A 19,684-nucleotide genomic window follows, 5' to 3' on the forward strand; every position below is an offset into this window, starting at 1 on the left:
AATTTTAAAATGAAATAGGATGAGTATTTATTTAGACAAAATGAAGAAAAAACCGGACTCTGTCTGTGATTTCAGAGGTCGTCCGGTGGGAAAGATTCTTACATTAATGGTTCTTTTCCTGAGTTTCGGGATACAGTATGTATCAGCCAGACATAGTTGGCCTAACGAAACGGGAGGTATTACTACAGAGTGGCATCCGGATGAAGGATACATATATTTGAAATTTCCGATTTGGGATGATGACGGTTCGGATATTTTGACCTATAATGCAGGTTTTTCTCCGAATTCGGGTTGGCTCGATTTACAGTTAGGATCTTCAACTTTCCGTATTTATTGTGATGGAGGTAATGGGAAAGGGGACAGTCCGTCGTGTTCTCGTAGTAATGGTGATGAAGATATCGATTGGGATGGAGATAAGAGTGGATCGAAAAGATTTATGAAGATTAAATGGTATATTAAAAGCTCTTTGTTGAATCAAAATGTCAATATCTCTTTTAAGGGAACATGGTGGAATGACGGGGCTACTGCTGACCAGAGTATCAGTGAATCGGTGTCTATTACATCTTCAGCAGAAATGCCTAAGTTAACGCTTACCTCTCCTGAATTCTCACAAAGTGGTGACAAGCCGCAAGTATCTATAAGATGGAACAGAAGCGGAGGTACGAGCTCAATACAAGGAAAAGGTGATATAAAATTGAGAAAAGATTCATCTACCGGAGAAGTTATTGCAACGCAGTCAGCGTCAAGCTCTTCGGGAACTTTTATACTGAATGCTTCAGATATAGATTTGAGCAAGGAAAATAAATATGTGGTTACGCAGGAATTTTCAGTGCGAAATATTTCTCTTTCATCTACCAGTAATACAGTGACATTGGATGCCTATCCTCAGGCTTCGAAAATAGAGGCTTCTTTTGACGAGTCGAACCGGCAGATAAATGTTTCCTGGTCGGTGCCCGGGACTGCCAGTTCGAATTATGTAAAAGATAATTTTATTTTGGAATATACATATACGTTGAATGGTAAGCCGTCGGAGACGGAAAAAGCGCTTATACCCTATGAATTTGGCAAGACGTCTTATTCGTATGCTATAGATGTACCCGAAAATTCGACGGGTCAGTATAGTTTTTTCCTAATTCGCGAAAAGACAGAAGATAAAGAGGCATGGAACAAGACGTATGGGAAAAGTATAGAAAAACTGGAAGTAAACACGATACACCTGACCGTGACCGATGCGCATACGGTACTGTTGGAAAACGGTAAGGCTTTGATTTATTGGAGCACTTCAGGGCAGAATTGGAGTAACGGCAGTAAGTTCGTTCTTACCCGGCAAAATATCACTTTAAATACGGTTGAGGATATAGAAATGCCGAAGGGAGAGATGTTTAATAAACCGTTGGAGAGTGAATTTACTTCACCGGAGGAATATGGCCGTTATCAAGAATACTTTGCCGGAGATGACCGGGGGGCATATATCGACGATATGTTGCAACTTTGTAATGAGTACCGGTATAAGCTTCAGGTAAAACCGAATACAAATACATATAGTCCTTTGTCGGCCGTTTATACGCCCGAAACGTTTATTCCGAGAGATCAGGGTGATTTAAAATCGGAGATGAGTGCGTCGAAAGGTTATTTTACCGACCGGGTAGAAATTTCGTGGTCGACAGAAGGCCCGGCTTTCGATAACTTCTCAGTTCGTCGTAGATTGTATAATCCAAATTATCAAGATGATAGTTCGTTTGAACAGATAGCTTCTGTATCCGGTGCTGCTACACAGTCGTTCTATTCGGTAGAGGATAAAAATTGTGTACCGGGTGTTATCTATGAATATAAAGTAGTGGGATTATCGAAATGTGCCAATGAAACGATAGAGAGTCTCACTCAGCCACAGACTATCGGTTTCAGATCTCCGACCGGACAAATCATCGGACGGGTGACATTTGAAGACGGTCAGGCTGTCGAAGGAGTAGACGTACAAGTGAGCAGCCGGGAAGACATCGGCGGGCAGAGCGTGGAATTTGAAGGTACAGCGGATTCTTATTTAGAAACTGATAATATATTGGCTCAGACCGGACTTCCGTATACGATTCAAGCTTATGTGAAGCCGGATATGGATAATGCGACTGGTATTATTTTGAAAAAAGGGAATTATGAAGTCGGTCTTGAGTCTGGAATTCCCTATTTTAAAGTTTCTCAAGATACTAAAGTTGCTACAGTAAAAGCTGATGAGAAGTTAGGAATCGGAAGATTTTCTCATATGTCAGCAGTCTATCGACAAGAAAATGGTAAAGATAGTTTGTACTTGTATCTTTGTCGGGCAAATAAAGCCGGAATAGATACGATGTTGGTATATAAATCCGATGCAACCTCTTTATCAGTTTCTGTTCAGGAGGGCAAGGCAGAAATCGGAAAAGGTTTTGCTGGATATATCGATGAAGTACGTGTATGGGATACAGCATTGACAGAGGAGGAAATTTCAGATAATTATAATCGGTTATTGGCAGGCAATGAAAATAAGCTGCAGGCATATTGGCGTTTTAACGAATCTGTTGTTTTTGAATTTTATGATTTGTCTTATCACGGTACTCAGTACAATGAAAACCATGGAAAGATATATGATGCCCGACTCAATGCAGATGTCGTGCCTGAGCCTGAACAACTGTCTTTCAGGGGAGTTACCGATAAGAGCGGTAATTACCGGATTATAGGTATCCCGTATTCGGGAGATGGTACGGAATATACATTGACACCCTATTATGGGACGCACCAGTTCTCACCGGGAGAAAAAACCATTGTAATCGGACAGTCTTCATCGATGTTCAATATCGACTTTACCGATCAGTCTTCTTTTGATTTGTCTGGTATTGTTTATTATAATAATAGTACGATTCCGGTAGAAGGCGTGATGTTCTATATTGACGGAAAAGTTGCATCGAAGAGTAATGGAGAGATAATTACCAGTGATGAAAAAGGTGTATTCGCAATACAGGTTCCGGTCGGTCAGCATGAAGTGAAAGCTGTCAAACAAAACCATACATTTGTAAATGAAGGTAAATTGCAAAATTCTTATGGAGCCGATCTTGACTATCAAGATAATATGGCGGATGTCCGTTTTTGGGATGCTACTCGAGTACGTCTTATCGGCCGTATTGCCGGAGGTGCTGTTCAAGATACCATACCTCTTGGACATTCCTTGTCAAAAAATAATCTGGGGGAGAAAATTGCTCTTACTTTGAAATTGAATGATGACAGTAAAGGCAAGATTTTTTATTACAAAGATGATAATACAGAGGAGGAACGTACTGAAGAAGAGGTTACTGTAACACATCTTCATCCCGAGCATGTAAATACGGTAAAATCGGATGCTACTTCTATTGTAATTACCCCCGATTTGGAGACTGGAGAGTTTGTTGCCGACCTTATTCCTGAACAATATAAAATTGCCAATATCTCGGTTACAGGATATTCTGATCTAAAAGATGAAAATCTGCTCGACCTTACCAGTGCATTCAATGAGCAAGAGGTTATTTATGCTCCTGAGACGGAAGGTGATGAAATTGTTAAGGAAGATACCGTGAAATATAATGAGATATATAAATATATACATCGAGTACAGCCTACTGTGACTCTTAGCCAGGTAAACGGACAAGGTAAGACTTATTTCGGTAGTCCCAATTATAAGGTTATGAATCTGGCTGGAGATATGGAATTGATATCTCTGTATGATGAGGACTCAGGAAAGTACTTGATGGGCAAACCTGTGTTTGAGAAGGGAAAGACGTATAAAATCAAAGTGGATGCTTATGAGGAATATCCATTCTACCGGGAACCGGCAAGTGGTAGTGGAAATCCGGTAGCATCGTCTTATGATAAGGTCCCAGTTAGGGGGGGTAGTGTCAATATCTCTAATGGTTTTGCTGGAATAACGAAGCAAGCCTATGTGCTTGATAGCGAAGGTTCTGTTACGGTTTCTTGCCAGACTGTAGAGCCAAGTTTGACTAATATCGAGAAAAAGATTGAAGCTAGTTTTGATTATAATAGCAATGTTATTACTGCTACGCCTATTGAAGGATACCATATCGGAGGTGTGATGGCCGGAGGTAAAAGCTTTATTACACAAGGCCCTACTGAGGCATTGATGGTATTACGAGACCCTCCCGGTTCGTTGAGTTATGCTTATGCAGAAGAAGGTACAGTTATTTCTAACAGGTCTACTGTTACTTCAGGAAAAGTAAGTGATACGAATATGCAGGATGATGTATTATTAGGTTTCGAATTGACTACCAGTGTTGGTGTAGGTGTAGAGACGGAAACAATAACGGAGAGCGAGAATTCTTTGGGGGTTGTTGTTTCCACGAAAGCTGATGAGTCCGAGTCGAATTCAACAGTTGAGTCTACCGCATTAAGTACGAGATTCCAGACCAGTGATGACCCTATGTATGTTGGTCGAAATGGAGACTTGATTGTAGCACACTCTACCAATATCAGTTACGGTATAGAAAATCTGTTGAGTATCCGCCCTATAGGACCTAATGCCGGTACTGACATAAAAGTTACTGAAGGTGATTATTGTATATCGTCTAAAGAGGCCCTTTCGGTAGGTAAAAAATTCGGTACGCTTTTGGTATATCCGCAAGCATTTATTGAGGGTACATTGATGTCGAATATTATCAATATAAGAGATAATATTTTACTTGATAAAGGAACTACTGATACATATGCTAAGCAGCTTGCCAATGAAAAGAACGAACCGGTGTATATCTCGAAAATCGATCGGGAGAGTGAAGATTTTGGAAAGACCAATACGGATGCTTCTACGTTTGATGGAGATAGTTATAAAGTTATTTTCCCGGATGGGTATGATACATCAATGGCAAAAGATACAATTGCAGCTTTGAATATTTCAATTGATTCTTGGATACAAATATTGGCCGATAACGAACAGGATAAGATTGAAGCTGTTGCATATAAGAATTTCTCTTTCCAAGCTGGTGCCGGGGTGGAACATTCCGAAGAGTTTATAGTATCAAAAGAAAAGGTTAAATCATCTGTATTTACTGTTGGTGCCGGAGTAGCGACAGAATTAGGAATGAAAGTAAACGGTTTCGGTGTTAAAATGACATTGAATGAGATGACTGAGGAATCATCTGGAAACGAAGAAGGTTCTACAGAAGAACAAGTCAAAAAAATAGGTTTTGTTTTGGCTGAAGAGGGTGATGATGATTATCTTAGTGTAGATGTTCGCAAAGAACAAGGGGTATCTTCCGGTACAAATTTCGTATATTATGTGCAGGGCGGAGCTACGGCTTGTCCATATGAAGGTGAAGAGTGGACTCAATATTATGAGCCTGGACAACATAAGTTGAGTGAAGGAACATTACGTATCGAAGTACCTAAAATAGAGGCAAATGTAACGACTGTTTCGAATGTTCCGTCTGATAAAGCTGCGGTATTTAAATTATTGTTGAGTAATGATTCTGAGGCTCAGGAAGATGTAATTTATACATTAAAGATGGATGATGCATCTAATAAGACAGGAGCAAAGTTTACTATCGATGGTGTACCTTTGAGTACCGGGCGGGATTTTATTGTTCCTTTTGGAGAAATTTTGGAAAAAACACTTGAGGTACGGATGGGCGAGGTATATGATTATGAGGGTCTGAATCTAATTTTGGCTTCTCAATGTCAGTATGATCCGACAAACGGACTTTTTGAAGATATAGCTGATTCTGTTTCTTTATCTGTTCATTTTATTCCTGCCAGTACTGAAGTGAATATTAAGTCTCCGGGGAATAATTGGGTCTTGAATTTAAATTCTCCTCAATTGACTGATGGAACTTATTATTTACCGATAACAGTGGATGGTTTTGATGTGAATTTCCGTAATTTCCACCATATTGCTGTACAGTTCAAACCATCCTCGTCTTCTGATTCTGATTGGCAGAATATCAAAACATTCTATGCTGATGAAGAGTTGTACAATCAAGCACAGGAATCATCGAAAGCGATGATAAAGGGCTCTACCGTAACATGTAATTTTGTAGGTACACTTGACCAGAATTATGATATCCGTGCGGTAAGTTATTGTTCTTTAGGTAATGATTTTGTGACTGCGGAATCTCAAGTGGTAAGCGGAGTTCGGGATTTGGTTTTGCCTAAATTGTTTGGAAACCCAAAACCGGCCAGTGGAATTTTAGGTATTGAAGATGAAATTCGTGTAGACTTCAACGAAGCTCTTGCTGAAGGATATTTTACGAATGCCAACTTTGAAGTGACCGCTGTGAAAAACGGTTCGAATGGAGACCATAATGTATCTGTAGACCTGAATGGGGAGACTGATTATTTGACGACAGAGTTCGATAAAAATATGTCGGGTAAGAGTATGACGATGGAGTTGTGGGTAAAACCTGATGACTTGAATCGTGCAGGGACCCTGTTTACTCAAGGGAATACTCCTGAGATATTTGAAGTAAGCTTTACTGCCGATAAACGTATCGAAGTACAATTAGGTACGGTAAAATATCAATCGGACGCTTTGTCCATGTCTGCCGGACAATGGGCGCATGTTGCCGTTGTATATGATAATGCCGGAAGTAACTTGAAAGCATATTATAATTATGAGTTGGTGATAAATCAAGATAATGTACCGGCTTATAACGGTATTGGAAAAATAGAGTATGGCCGTAATGTGAATGGAACGAACTATTTTGCCGGATGTATGCATGAAGCGCGTTTCTGGGACGAAGCATATACAATTGCAGATATTAAGTCGAGAAGCCTTTCTATATTGTCGGGCATGGAATCTTCATTGGTTGCCTATTTCCCGATGGATGAGGGCAAAGGTACATTGGTAGAAGATAAAGCCCGTGGCAACAATGCAACGATGTATGGTAATTGGAGTACACCTGATGGTAAAGCCGTACAATTTGGCGGTACTACGGGGATGGTTGTTGTCAATAGTTCGGAAATTCCCGTGAAAGATGACAAAGACTTTACGTTGGAATTCTGGTTCCGTACAGATGCATCGACTAAGGCAGATGCCGCATTGGTTAATAATGGAAAAGCTGACGGTAATGAGCGTGGCGAAAAAGGAAATAAGTTCTTTGTAGGATTTGAGAATAGCCAGCTTATATTCCGGACAAATGGTTATAAAGAAGTTGTAAATGGTTCGTATATGGATCAGAAGTGGCATCATTTTGCTGTTTCTGTAAACAGGAACTCTGGTAATGCTCAAATCTTTATGGATGGAGAGTTGAAAAACTATTTCAGGAGTGACAGTGTCGGAGCGATATCGGGAACAGAAATTTATTTGGGTGGATGTTCTTGGGGAGATGCACAAATACCGGATGTAAATCATAAAGATTATTTCTTTTCGGGACAAATCGACGAGTTCCGGATGTGGAACAGTGCTTTGACTCAGTCGATTATCAGCCGTAATACCAATAGGAAGATGGACGGTGATGAAATGGGACTTATAGCTTACTATCCGTTTGAGAAATATATTGTGAATACAGCCAATATTCAGGAGCTTATTTATACTCTTGAAGATCAGACTGACGGGAAACATACAGCCGTAGCAGAAGGGAATGTTGCTGAAACGAATGAAAGAGCTCCACTGAAATCAAAGGGACCGGAACAAAGTGTGAAATATAGCTTTGTAACGAGTGGCAGTGCTATTATTATCAATTTGGAAGAAGCTCCTGAAGTATTGGAGAAAACGATTGTAAATGTGGCATTGAGAGATGTTCGTGACTTGAATGGTAATATTGATCCTACTGTTTACCGTTGGAGTGCGTATATAGACCGTAACCAGTTGAAATGGGGAGAAAGTGAAGTCTCTATCGATAAGATGCAGTATGAAGAATATGAATTCGTTGTTCCTTTGAACAACATAGGTGGTAGTGTCAAGAACTTTACTATCGAAGGTTTACCAAGCTGGCTCATTGCAGACCCGATGAGTGGAGAAATAGACCCGAAAGGAACCCAGAAAATTACGTTCACTATAGATGAAGGAACCAATGTCGGTACATATGAAGAGGTTATTTATGCTCGAGGGGAAAATAATGTTACCGAACCATTGCCTCTTTCTTTGAAAGTAAATGGAGAAAAACCGGGATGGAGTGTAAATCCGGCTGATTATAAATATAATATGTCGGTATTTGGTAAAATGCGTTTCAATACAGTGTTCTCTACCGATAAGGAAGACATGCTGGCTGCATTCCAAAATGGAAAATGTATTGGAGTTGCTAATAATAGCTATGATCGTGATCATGATATGTGGTACACATTCTTAACTGTTTATAACAATGAAAAACAAGCTGATAATATCGAATTCCGTATGTGGGATGCAAGTACAGGTAAGATTTATTTGGCAACGCCGACTCCGGAAAGAACCATAACGTTTATAAACGATGGAGTGGTCGGAACGGCAAAAGAACCGATTGTGTTTGACGGTAAGGAGATATTCTTCCAGAATATTAGTTTAGTTGAGGGATGGAACTGGATTTCATTTAATCTGGCAAATTCTAATCTCTCGGATGTGTCGGCTACATTGATGAATGGAAATTGGACGAAATCAGATATTGTGAAGAGTAGAGATTTCTTTGATTCTTATTCGTCGTCAAAAGGATGGACAGGTTCATTGACTAAAAATGGAGGATTTGATAACGTATCACTCTTTATGTTACATTCTTCCAGTGACCAGTTATTAAGTACAGATGGTTCTGCTGTGGACACTAAGACAACTCCGATAACTGTACAAGGTAATCGCTGGAATTATATCGGTTATCTCCCTTCTGCAAATATTACAGTGAAGGAAGCATTGGCCGGATATGATGCAAAAGAAGGTGATATACTGAAATCTCAAAGCCAATTTGCAATGTATTCAGGTACAGGTTGGATAGGTAATTTGAAATATATGGAACAGAATAAGGGGTATATGCTTATGCGTACGGCTTCAAATGATGTAACCTTTACTTATCCGTCTACATCAGGAACGTTGTCAAATAGAAATACCTTATTGAAACGGTCGATGACTCGTAGTATGGTATCGGATGTAACGTATAGCAATAATGATTATGCCGAGAACATGAGTATCGTTGCTGTTTCTGACCAAATGGAACCGGGAGATAAGATCTTGGCTTACGTAGATGGTTCATTGAGAGGTGTAAGCGATGCTGTGGATATGGGTGAGAAACAGCTGAACTTTATATCTGTCGCTGGTGAAAATAGAGATAGAGATGTCAGCTTCGAATTAGAAAGAAATGGAGATGTGATAGCTCGTGCAAAAACGACATTCTCTTATCAGGCAAATGCTGTTTTGGGTACACTTGCTCAACCGGTAGAACTTGACTTTAGTACTCCGAAAGATAATATTTCAGTTTATCCGAATCCTTTTATTGATAAGTTGAATATACATGTAGTGGCTCAGTCGGGTGATATCATTGAAATTGCCGTGTATGATGTTCTGGGTCGTTTGATAATGAAACGTGCTCAGGAAACTGTGACCGGTAACTTCTTCCATACGACTTGGAATGGAATAGTAGAAGGTAACTCGACTTCTGCTCCGGGTATTTATCTGGTTCATGTAACCCTCAATGGAGAAACTTCGGTATATAAAGTAGAGAAACAATAATTAAAAAAAAGTATGTTTCTACCTCTTTTTTTGAAGAGGTAGAAACTGCTTAATAGTTTGAATATGAAAAATTTAATAAAATATTTTACGTTCTTGTTGTTAGCTGTTTGTATGGGCAGTTGTCAGAAAGATGAGACGTATACGGAATTTCCTGCACCGGTTTGGCAGGTTGATGATGCAAAATATTCGGTAAATATGACTGCCGTAGTAGTGTTACCTAACAATCTGTTACCTTATTTTAACGAAAATGACCAAGTTGCAGCATTTATAAATGATGAATGTCGCGGAGTGGGAATACTTGTCGATAATGCATTTTTTGTGACGATAAAAGGGACTCCCGAGGAGATTTCAAATGTATCGTTCCGGTATTATAGTACGCAAAATAAATATATGTATACGACAGATTCCTTTTTGCCTTTTGAGCAGGATGCTGTATATGGTACGGTCGATGCTCCGGAAGTGCTATCCCTGAATATAGTTCAATAATATGATAAAAATAGTTATGAAAAAGATAAATAAATATATTCTTTCCGGTGCATTATGCACCTTGTGCATATCTAATGGTTTTGCTCGTGCTGAAGGAAATGCAGAACCGATGGATATTCGTTCGAATTGGTATATTGAAATTGGTGCCGGTGCTCAACTGCTTTTTTCTGCGGATGCATCGAAACTTGATTTTGGAAAACGTATTACTCCATCGCTTTCTCTTACGGGAGGAAAATGGTTTTCGCCTTATTGGGGTACAAGATTTCAGATTCAGGGTTATGGGTTCAATGGAAATAGCACGACAGACGGGATATACTTGAATGACCCTTTGAATGGTGGATTGATTTATGGTCCTAATGACCCGGTCAGAAATGAGAGTGTTATTCGTCCGGATGGGAGCTATCGCCATTATTTGCGTTATATGAATATGCACCTCGATTTTCAGGTAAGTTTGGCAAATTTGGTAGGGGGATATAAACCGGAGAGAAAATGGGATATTATTCCGGCTGTAGGACTTGGCTATGCCCATGCTTTTTCTTATAAAGGGGCTCCGAAAGTAAATGCCATTTCTACCAATTTTTCTTTGATGGGAAAATATAAATTACCCAAAGGGTTCGATTTGAATCTGGAAGTCCAGAGCTCTTTGTTTCCCGACCAGTTTGATGGGCGTATTACCGGAGGAATGTATGAAAGTAATTGTGCAGTTACTTTGGGGGTAACTTATAATTTTGAAAATAGAGGATTCAATATAGCAGGACGTAAGGCACGTAAGCCCAGACATTCTGCAAGGAAATCAAGACGTGTCAGCTATGTACAGATTATCAATCCTGAGGCAGCCATGAGAACTGTAGAAGTGGTTAAAACGGTGAATGATACAGTTTACAAGGAGGTGAAAGTAAGAGAAGAAGTTCCAATGAAAGCAAATGAGCCGCTTATGTTGGGGTCTATTCTTTTCGATATAAATAAGACTGTACCGGTACGTGGACAAGAAATTACGTTTGTGAATATTGTAAAGTTTTTGGATGAAAATCCCAAAGCAAAACTCCGTTTGACAGGGTATGCTGACCAGCAAACTGGAACACCGGAGTACAATTTACGTCTTTCGACAAAACGTGGTGCTGCGGTTAAAGATATTTTGGTTGAGAAATATGGTATTGACCGTAAACGAGTAGAAGTTCAGGGAGTAGGTACAGATGCACAACCTTATGAACAGAATGAATGGAACAGGGTAGTTATTGTAACAGCAATACATAAATAAGACGAGATAAAACCCAAAAATAACAATGCCTGAGCAGAATTCTGCTCAGGCATTGTTATTTTTGGGTTTTATTCATATGATGTGATATTTTTTACACCTTTTATTTCTGTGTTTTTGATTTCGGAATTGAATAAATTGAACAATTCCGGTTCGGATATTTGTACATGAGGAGAAAAATGTGGGGAATCCATATATTCCAAAATAGAATTATATAATTGAGAACCCTCTGGTTTGTCCATGATGTTATCCAGATTGCACGAACATATCAGAAGCTTGCCTTTGCCCATTTGAAACTCGAAAATCAATCCTAATTTATGATTCCTTTCGATATTATCTATAACTTGTACCAGTGGAATGTAATTTTTTAGATTATTTAGAATGATGGGACGGGAATTTTTCAATATAGACCACCATTGCCAATTGGAATGGGACTCGGTGGGAAAATCTAAGAAAAGAGGATGTGATGGGTCCGTAAGTATAGAAAGTGTTCCGGGAGAAACAGTTCGGTTCAGAGATTCGGATATACTTTTGAACATTGAGAAATTCCAATAATCTGGAGAAAACATTCCTCCGACACTTACTTTTTCTATTTCTTTCGAGTCTGGAAGCAGCAAAATTTTTCGGCCTTCTTTTAATAGGTTGAACATTTGCTTGTCTATTTTTCGGCATATGGTAATATTCTGTTTTTGGAGAATATTTCTTTTGGGATATACCCATATTTTATATTTGTTTTGATATGGTGTTCCTTCGATAGAAATTGATAGAGTCAGATTAGTTGATTTTTTTACTGACTTTAGAGACACTTCGAATTCTCCTATATGATTCAGTTTTCCATTTTGCAATAGAGTATACCACTGTTGTTTCGCAATGGTATCTCCGGAGTCATTTGATAAATATGCGTTTATAGTTTGTTTTCCGACTGTTTTTTCTGCATAGTTACTTATTTTTATGGTAGATAGGAAAACTTCATCGTTGTTCCAACAATATTTATCAAATAAAGCTAAAGGTACGACCCGATTGCAAAATTGGGAAAATTCAAAAGGTTCTATGATACCTTTACTTTCCATGAAGGCATCCAGTAATCCTACCAATGCAGTCCCTTGTCCAGGAAAGTCTTGTAGGTCAAGTATTTGGAATCCTCCGAATTCAGGGGTCCGTAAAGCCATTTCTATGTCTTCTCGGTAACATATAGCTGCAAATTTTCCGGATGCAAAGTGTAAATCTTCAATTTGTTTAAGTAAATTATTTTGAGCTAATCGTTGTTTGAATATCTCTAAATTTGCAGGACGTAATATTCCGGTATATTTGTTTATTTCTTTGAAATCCGGCAATATCTGGAATTGTCCGGTCTCATGTCCGATAATCGGGACTGTACACCCCGATAAAGCTTGCGTGTATGTGCGTCGGGTAGAGGGATACATCCCGTTGATATATCCACCGTCAAATTCATCTGCAAAGGAGAAAGAGGCACGGACATTTCGTGCGTATGTTGAATCTGTAGACTGTCGCGTGCGGCATGTTACAAAGAAATCTTCTTTACCGATTCTGCCTTTATTCCCTAAAAAATTGTTTGAACCGCTGGAATATAATATTCGAGAATCTTGTTGTTGCAGATTTTCTACGATATGGGCTATGACGATGCTGTCTCCTGATAATTCATTTCCTAAAGCCATCATTACAAAAGACGGATGATTCCCATAACTCTTTAAGATTTCTTGTGAAGTCTCTTTTATATAAGAGAGTAATGGTTCGTTTCCGGTATTGACACTACCCCATATAGGGAGTTCCGGCTGAAGATATATGCCTTCTATATCTGCAGCTTCGAATGCAGCTTCAGGAGGAGTCCAAGTGTGGAAGCGATAATGATTGATACCGTATGATTTGACTATTTTGAAAATCTTTCGCCATTCTTCGGCTTCCGTGGCCGGATACCCAGTCAGCGGGAAGACGCAAGCGTCATGCTTTCCGCGTAAAAAAGTCTTTATACCGTTAATGGTAAATTGATTTTTATTGGTTTTAAATTCCCGTAAACCAAAATTTGTTATGGAGGTATCTTGCTCTGTCCCTGTAGATAGTATTGCCGTCAGACGATAAAGCTCCGGATCGAATTCGCTCCACGAAAGGGCATCTTTTCCCAGATAATAAGATAATTCGATGTTATTTATACCTTTATGTAAGGTAATAGGGTATGTTTGCTTCTTTGCGTTGTGCTTATTTTTTGTATTCCAGGTTTCGGCATGTAGAGAAATTTTGGCCTTTTCATTGTGGGTTGAAAATATTTTTACCTTTGCCGAAATGCGTTTTTTTTGATAATTGGGGGAAATCTGTATGTCAGTTATATGGTTTATCGGTTTTGCTTCAATATAAATTTTCCCAATGATGCCATTCCAGTTGGTTTGAGTATGTTCTGTCCATGCATGAGAACCTTTTGTTTCTTGAGGGAATGCTTGCTGGTCGTTGTTGACCATGATGGTTAATGTATGTTTCCCCGGTTTTAGGTTGGGGGGCAATTGGAAAATTTGGGGAGTAAGAATGCTTCTGCTACTGCCTATGAATAGGCTGTCTATCCAAACATTTGTCTCTTTTGTCCGCTCCAGAAAGAGAGTTACGTGTTTATTCGAAAAAAATTCGGGAATATAGATTTCTTTCTTATACCAGGCTGCACCGGAATAAGTATATATTCTTGAAAGATGAGCTGTAGTAAAGATTGTATTTTTATTTCCCTTTTTATTTTCGTCTGTGGTTCCCGGTAAAATGACCGTTTCGGAGAAATTTTTTAAATACCATTTGTTTTTTATACCGATAGCAGCACTATCAAGGGAAAATTGCCATTCTCCAGACAGATAAATTCTATTTTGCTTTTGAGCAGAAACCTTGGAGAATAGAAAAAATAATAATGGTATTATGATTAATAGGATTATCCGACTTGTTTTCATGTTTTTGTTGTTATACAATACAAAGATTGTTAGTTGTTATCTGCTGATAGTCGTGCTATCTCATTTTCAGAAACAATTCCTTTCCAATATATTAAACGGGCAACAAGCCCATTGAATCTGGCCATAGTCGTATTTCCGGCTGAGAGGAATAGTTCTCCTCCATTTTGGAAAACAGTACGACCAGACTTTTGTGCGATTAGTTTTCCATTAAGATATACTTTGACCTCTTTTTTGTGTAAATCATTGACAGACGCATCTCCCTCAAAGGAAAAAGCGATATCGTTCCATGTGTTTATTTTTAGTCTAGGCATATCCTGCATAAGAACGTTATCGAGGTATTGCTCCGTGAGAATTATGCCGGGAGGAATTTTATTGGGTTGAGAACCGAAGTATGAGCGTTCTCCAAATACGACATCCAAGTTTCCGTTTTTGGTGGTATATATACTCCATCTATTGGGTATGGACAATATTTCCATATCACGCCATCCGGTATTTTTGAGTAATACTCTTATCCAAACGGTAAAATTATTGTTATCATTTAATGGAGGAATTCCTGAATCAGAAAAGAAGCGAAGACTTCCGTTACTGATGTCAACGGCTCGTATGGAATCATTTCCGAAAGGTAATTTTTCAAATTTCAGTATTCCGGCGTCGTTCCAACCTTCGCTACTGATTAAAGACCGATAGGTTTCCCCTGCGTTATTTTTTAGATAGATTTCTTTTTTTTCAAAAACTTTTCCTTCGTTTATTGGGGAATTGTCAGATAGAGATGAAAAATTCCAGTCACCTATTCGCCTGGCTTTTTGAGTATATTTTTTTAAGGGCAGTAATCGTGGTGAGTCAAAAGGTGGAGGGGTAGGATAAGATGGAATGGGCTTAGGGGCTTTCTTCATTTGTCTTATCTTTCCATTTGCTAATATTTGAGTTATTGTATCGAACGGGGTAGGATTGCTTACGGCTATTGTTCCGTCAGGTAAAAATGATACCGGGTCGATGCAAAGATAGTCTTCGCATGTGGCATCGAACTTCTCATTTTTGTATGAATACCACCAATTGTTGTCGGGGCCGTCAAAAACAGAGACGTGTCCTCCCCAGAAAATTCCCGGATTTTTGTCTTGTGTCCATGGTCCCATAGGGTGGTTGGCGTAAGCGACTGTGACCCAATATTGGAATCTTTGATATGAATCTCTTCCCGGAACGTGTACTGAGTAAAAAAGATAGTATTTCCCGTTTCGTTCTTTTATCCATTGGCCTTCTTTCCAACTGTCTACCCAAAATTTATTTTGGCTTGGACTATCATCAATAGCAACTTTTTCCTCTCCAACCCAGTGTATGTCCCCTTTCTCTATTCCGCTTAAATCAACTTCTTGTACACAGATTTTATGGCCTATTTTGTAAACATATACTTTTCCGTCTTTATCTTCGAATAAATTTGCATCGCATCCGCCACCTTTAAGTTGAGTGAAGTGTTTGTAGGGACCGGTGATAGAGTCGGCAACTCCGATAAAGCAGTCAGAATTACCGTGCTTTAGATTTCCGGCACAGACAACGATATAAAATTTGTTGTGGATTTTTCTAATTTCAGGGGCCCAGAACAGGTCTTTGTAAGGGCAGTCGGTCGGGAGGTCTTCTGATTTTATAATCCATCCTTCTGCTTTCCAATCTTTAAAGTTGGCAGTGGAGTAAAGTCTTACACCTGGCGACATTCCATTATTTCGTTTTATAGGATCATATTGAGAGCCTGGGGGAATCATAGTGTGTGTGAGATAATATCGATTACCCTCTTTAATAATATGAGGATCTCGTACTAAGTCGGTGTACCATCCTGCAGCTTTGTCAAAGTGGATGGGATTTTGATATTCGAATATTACCGAGGAAGTATCTTTTTTTTGTTTGTTACATCCGAAGTGTAGCAACAAAGTACTAATAATAAAAATATAAGAAAGTCTATTCATTAGATGAAAGTTTTATAAGGTGCGGTATTTGAAGTCATCAATTTGTATTTTTCCATTTCCGTCTCCAATAACAGCGATTTTTAAAGAACCGAAATTTTCGAGAATATTTGTATGGTAACCGCTGACGTCAAATGCATCAGGATATGAAGTCCATGTTTCTCCGTCTTTGCTATAACTGATGTAGACGTTGTAGTTTAGTATGGTTAATTTGAAATAAGATGTATCGGGTATGGGGATTTTGTCTCCAAATGGCTGTCTGTTTTTGTGTATTCCATTTATTATTCCGTTTTTCAGAATCATGCCGGCATAATAATTTTTATCGTAATACAAGACGAGTCCTGTTTCAATATTTTGGTCAGGAATAATTTTGAACTGAACTTCAAAATTTTTATCACACATCGGTAACATGAGACCGTTAATATTACCTGACTTACACATTATAGTCAAACATCTATTTTGTAATTTGTAATTATTATAAGTATCTGCGTTTGTAAAAGTCCATTGTTTGTTGAGAGTACCGGATGAAAAATCATCATTTTTCGGACGGGTATTTTCTGTAAAAAAATAGTTTTTGGCTTTTTTCGTGTTTTTTATTCCGGATTTTATCCAGCCGTCTTGAGTCCAGACTACAGGTTCGAGTAAAGTCTTGCGTCCCATAGGGAGATGTCCGTTTTCATATCCATGGTATATAGCATACCATTGCTCTTTAGGACCTTCGAATATTGTTGCATGGCCTTTTGAACGCCATGTTTCAAATGGAGAAAAAGTTTTGATTAAAGGATTATATGGGCTATCTTCAAATGGGCCGAAGGGTGATTTTGAGCGAGCAACAGAGGCCATATGGCTTGTTGCCGGTCCTCCGGTTCCTCCTTGTGCCGATATGATATAATAGTACCCATTGCGGTATAGCATTTTAGGACTTTCGAGGCAGAAGCACTCTACGCCATAATTGTTGCTGAATTTCCATCCATCATATACTTTTATTTCTTTGCCTGATATAGATAGTCCGTCAGATGATAATTGTACTACTCGACCGTTATCGATATAGAGATAGCGATTACCATTTTTATCGACTAAATGTCCTGGGTCTATTCCGCTTACGCCCTCTATTATTTGAGGTTTACTCCAGGGGCCGGTCGGGTTTGTAGCGGTCATGACATAAATATGACCACCGGCAGGAAAGTAAAGGTAGAATGTGTCATTGTGCTTTATTAACTCAGGCGCCCAAACGGCGCCGGCGACAGGAGTTTTTAGTGCATAATCGAGTCGTTTCCAGTGTAGTAAATCATTCGATTGCCATATCATTAGACAGGGAAATCCTCCAAAGGAAGTTGTCATATAATAATTGTCTCCATCTTTTACTATGGTTGGGTCTGGAAAGTCTCCGTCTAATAAAATAGAAATACCATTTGGAATTTTTTTTGCATTTATTGGGGTTGTAAGGATAATGCTTTGTATGCTGAATAATGAAATAATTATCAGCCATGTTTTATAATTTAGAATGCTATTTTTCATATCACTTTTTTTAGTTCCATTGCATATGGGTATCCAGATTCTCTATCGGTTTTATAATAAATTTGTCCTTTTTATCTGTTTGGACATCTGTTTCTCTCATGTGTTCAATCAGAATGTCCCGAGTGGTATACTTGCTATCAAATACGTTTTTATTGATTTTTACGTCCCGACATCCATCTAAAAGAAATGTGGCTTGTTGCCAAGTATAAGGCTTATAATCGAATGTTTTGATAATTTTGTTACCAGTAAAGAGCAGAGCTCTTGTCGATACGGCACGTATTAGTGGTGCATCGAATACTTTAAATGTGTTATCATATATTTTTATATTTTTATGATAGGGTTCTGCATCGGCATCTTGTGGTATGTGCGATGGGGTAATTGTAATGACGGCTTCTCCCCATTCGGCTCTGGAGCCATGTTTATTCCCGGAAGTCAAACAATTGTCAAAAACATTATTTCGGATATGTACATTATTGTTGGCTCCGGATTCGAACCAATAATTAAAATCTCCTTCGATAAGTATTGCAGTTCCTGCAGTACGAAAATAATTATCTTCTATGATAACCTCTTTGGGGGTAGTTACTAATATACCTCTTGCCCTGTGGCGTTTTAATATTTGACAATTTCTAATTTCGAGCCTTGGAGTCCACGTTTTACATTCGAGAAAATCTCCGCTTTTGGTATTTGCCGGTAGTTCTCTGTCGAAAGTAATCGTATAACCGATGAGGCGGTCATTTTGGTAGATTTTGGTTTTGGATTTGACCGTACGTGTTTCCCCACGTTGTGCTAGTGTCGGGTCGATAAACCAATATTCATCACCAACGGTAATAGAGTTTCCGGAACCTTTTCCTTGCGAGGCTACTTCTATTGTATTTTTATCATTGACTTTTGTAATTTTTATGCTTGTACCGTGTACATTAATGAAATCGTCACCTTGTCCGGTGTGGACACAATTGAGGATTTTTATGGTTCCTTTACATTCAGAAAAATGGGAGGCATCGGCAATACTGCTGAAATACCGTCCTTTAGCATCGTTTACTTTCACTGAAGCATTGTCCATTGTGATATTTTCTGAGCGATATCCACTGAATCCGTTACTTAAAGTATGATATAACGTAATATTTTTTAGCAATATATCTTTACTTCTGCCTATGGAGATGCCTTGTGCAAAGTAACGAACGTGAAAGAGGGAAACCATTGTTCCTTTTGGAGGAATTATTTTGGGTTTCCCATGGAAACGGAGAATACCTTCTTGGGTTTCTTCTGCAATCTGTTCGAAAATAGAGCCTAATGTACTGTCCCATGTGTTGTAGGTTATTTCTTTTGATTTTTTATCGTACATAGTAGAATACATCGTCATAATGGGCAATTTCCAGCCTTCTCCCAAAAAGAGAACTTTTCCGTTCTCTATGGTATAAGGATAATTTTTTTTATCGACTTTTAAATCCAGATATGTATCTGTGGCTTCTATTATTTCTCCTTGAGATATCATGGGACGGTCCCAATCGACTGAAAAATTTTGTAACGTAACATTTGTGCAAGAATTGATTGCTGCTACCTGCATTTTTCCATGGTATATAAATTCAGAACCGCCACCATCGAAAGTGATATCTTTCAGATTTTGTAATGAGAAACCAATTGTTGTTTCTCTTTTCATAATATCTATTTCATCATTGATACTTTTATCCGGATAAAAGTCATACCTCCCTTGTGGAAAATAAAGTGTCGTTCCCGGTTGTTGCCGGCATATTCCCAAGGCCTTTTTTAGATATGGTCTTGTATCTTCTCCGGTGTTTGGTTTTAATCCGAAATCTGTTATCGATATGCGGTTATGAGCATTTGCCAAAAGGATACCGCTCATCCAGAATAAAAATAGGAAATGAACTTTATTTTTCATGTT

Annotated in this window: 7 protein-coding genes; 3 read left to right on the forward strand and 4 right to left on the reverse strand. The window is 38.7% G+C overall.

All coding sequences use genetic code 11. The features are described 5' to 3' along the window. Nucleotides 1-19: 19 nt before the first annotated feature. The 3 genes from Cop2CBH44_RS11600 (at nucleotide 20) to Cop2CBH44_RS11610 (ending at nucleotide 11,378) form a co-directional block, all read left to right on the forward strand. Nucleotides 20-9,634: a LamG-like jellyroll fold domain-containing protein gene (locus tag Cop2CBH44_RS11600; RefSeq protein ID WP_200754862.1), complete on the forward strand. Its 9,615-nt coding sequence runs from the start codon at nucleotides 20-22 to the stop codon at nucleotides 9,632-9,634. Nucleotides 9,635-9,697: 63 nt separating this feature from the next. Continuing rightward, nucleotides 9,698-10,120 carry a hypothetical protein gene (locus tag Cop2CBH44_RS11605; protein WP_200754863.1) on the forward strand — a complete coding sequence of 141 codons (423 nt, stop codon included), beginning with the start codon at nucleotides 9,698-9,700 and terminating at the stop codon, nucleotides 10,118-10,120. Between the two features lie 16 nt (nucleotides 10,121-10,136). Continuing rightward, nucleotides 10,137-11,378, forward strand: coding sequence for an OmpA family protein (locus Cop2CBH44_RS11610; protein WP_200754864.1), 1,242 nt, complete (start codon nucleotides 10,137-10,139; stop codon nucleotides 11,376-11,378). Nucleotides 11,379-11,446: 68 nt separating this feature from the next. Here Cop2CBH44_RS11610 and Cop2CBH44_RS11615 read toward each other — a convergent pair whose 3' ends face one another. Genes Cop2CBH44_RS11615 through Cop2CBH44_RS11630 form a run of 4 tightly spaced genes read right to left on the reverse strand, consistent with a single transcriptional unit; the run spans nucleotide 11,447 to nucleotide 19,681 of the window. After that, nucleotides 11,447-14,314, reverse strand: coding sequence for a DUF8487 domain-containing protein (locus Cop2CBH44_RS11615; protein ID WP_200754865.1), 2,868 nt, complete (start codon nucleotides 14,312-14,314; stop codon nucleotides 11,447-11,449). Between the two features lie 29 nt (nucleotides 14,315-14,343). Next, complete coding sequence (locus Cop2CBH44_RS11620; RefSeq protein WP_055097214.1) at nucleotides 14,344-16,269, reverse strand: family 43 glycosylhydrolase; 1,926 nt, start codon at nucleotides 16,267-16,269, stop codon at nucleotides 14,344-14,346. 12 nt (nucleotides 16,270-16,281) lie between these two features. Further along, nucleotides 16,282-17,784 carry a family 43 glycosylhydrolase gene (locus tag Cop2CBH44_RS11625; protein ID WP_200754866.1) on the reverse strand — a complete coding sequence of 501 codons (1,503 nt, stop codon included), beginning with the start codon at nucleotides 17,782-17,784 and terminating at the stop codon, nucleotides 16,282-16,284. 10 nt (nucleotides 17,785-17,794) lie between these two features. Next, nucleotides 17,795-19,681 carry a hypothetical protein gene (locus tag Cop2CBH44_RS11630; RefSeq protein ID WP_200754867.1) on the reverse strand — a complete coding sequence of 629 codons (1,887 nt, stop codon included), beginning with the start codon at nucleotides 19,679-19,681 and terminating at the stop codon, nucleotides 17,795-17,797. Nucleotides 19,682-19,684 lie beyond the last annotated feature (3 nt).

It is taken from the genome of Coprobacter secundus subsp. similis, from assembly GCF_015097275.1.
Classification (GTDB): Bacteria; Bacteroidota; Bacteroidia; order Bacteroidales; family Coprobacteraceae; genus Coprobacter; species Coprobacter secundus.

Excerpts from the sequence above, each read along its gene's own strand:
- Cop2CBH44_RS11605 (WP_200754863.1), top strand. The coding sequence starts at position 9,698 with ATGAAAAATTTAATAAAATATTTTACGTTCTTGTTGTTAGCTGTTTGT.
- Cop2CBH44_RS11600 (WP_200754862.1), top strand. The coding sequence starts at position 20 with ATGAGTATTTATTTAGACAAAATGAAGAAAAAACCGGACTCTGTCTGT.
- Cop2CBH44_RS11610 (WP_200754864.1), top strand. The coding sequence starts at position 10,137 with ATGAAAAAGATAAATAAATATATTCTTTCCGGTGCATTATGCACCTTG.
- Cop2CBH44_RS11615 (WP_200754865.1), bottom strand. The coding sequence starts at position 14,314 with ATGAAAACAAGTCGGATAATCCTATTAATCATAATACCATTATTATTT.
- Cop2CBH44_RS11620 (WP_055097214.1), bottom strand. The coding sequence starts at position 16,269 with ATGAATAGACTTTCTTATATTTTTATTATTAGTACTTTGTTGCTACAC.
- Cop2CBH44_RS11630 (WP_200754867.1), bottom strand. The coding sequence starts at position 19,681 with ATGAAAAATAAAGTTCATTTCCTATTTTTATTCTGGATGAGCGGTATC.
- Cop2CBH44_RS11625 (WP_200754866.1), bottom strand. The coding sequence starts at position 17,784 with ATGAAAAATAGCATTCTAAATTATAAAACATGGCTGATAATTATTTCA.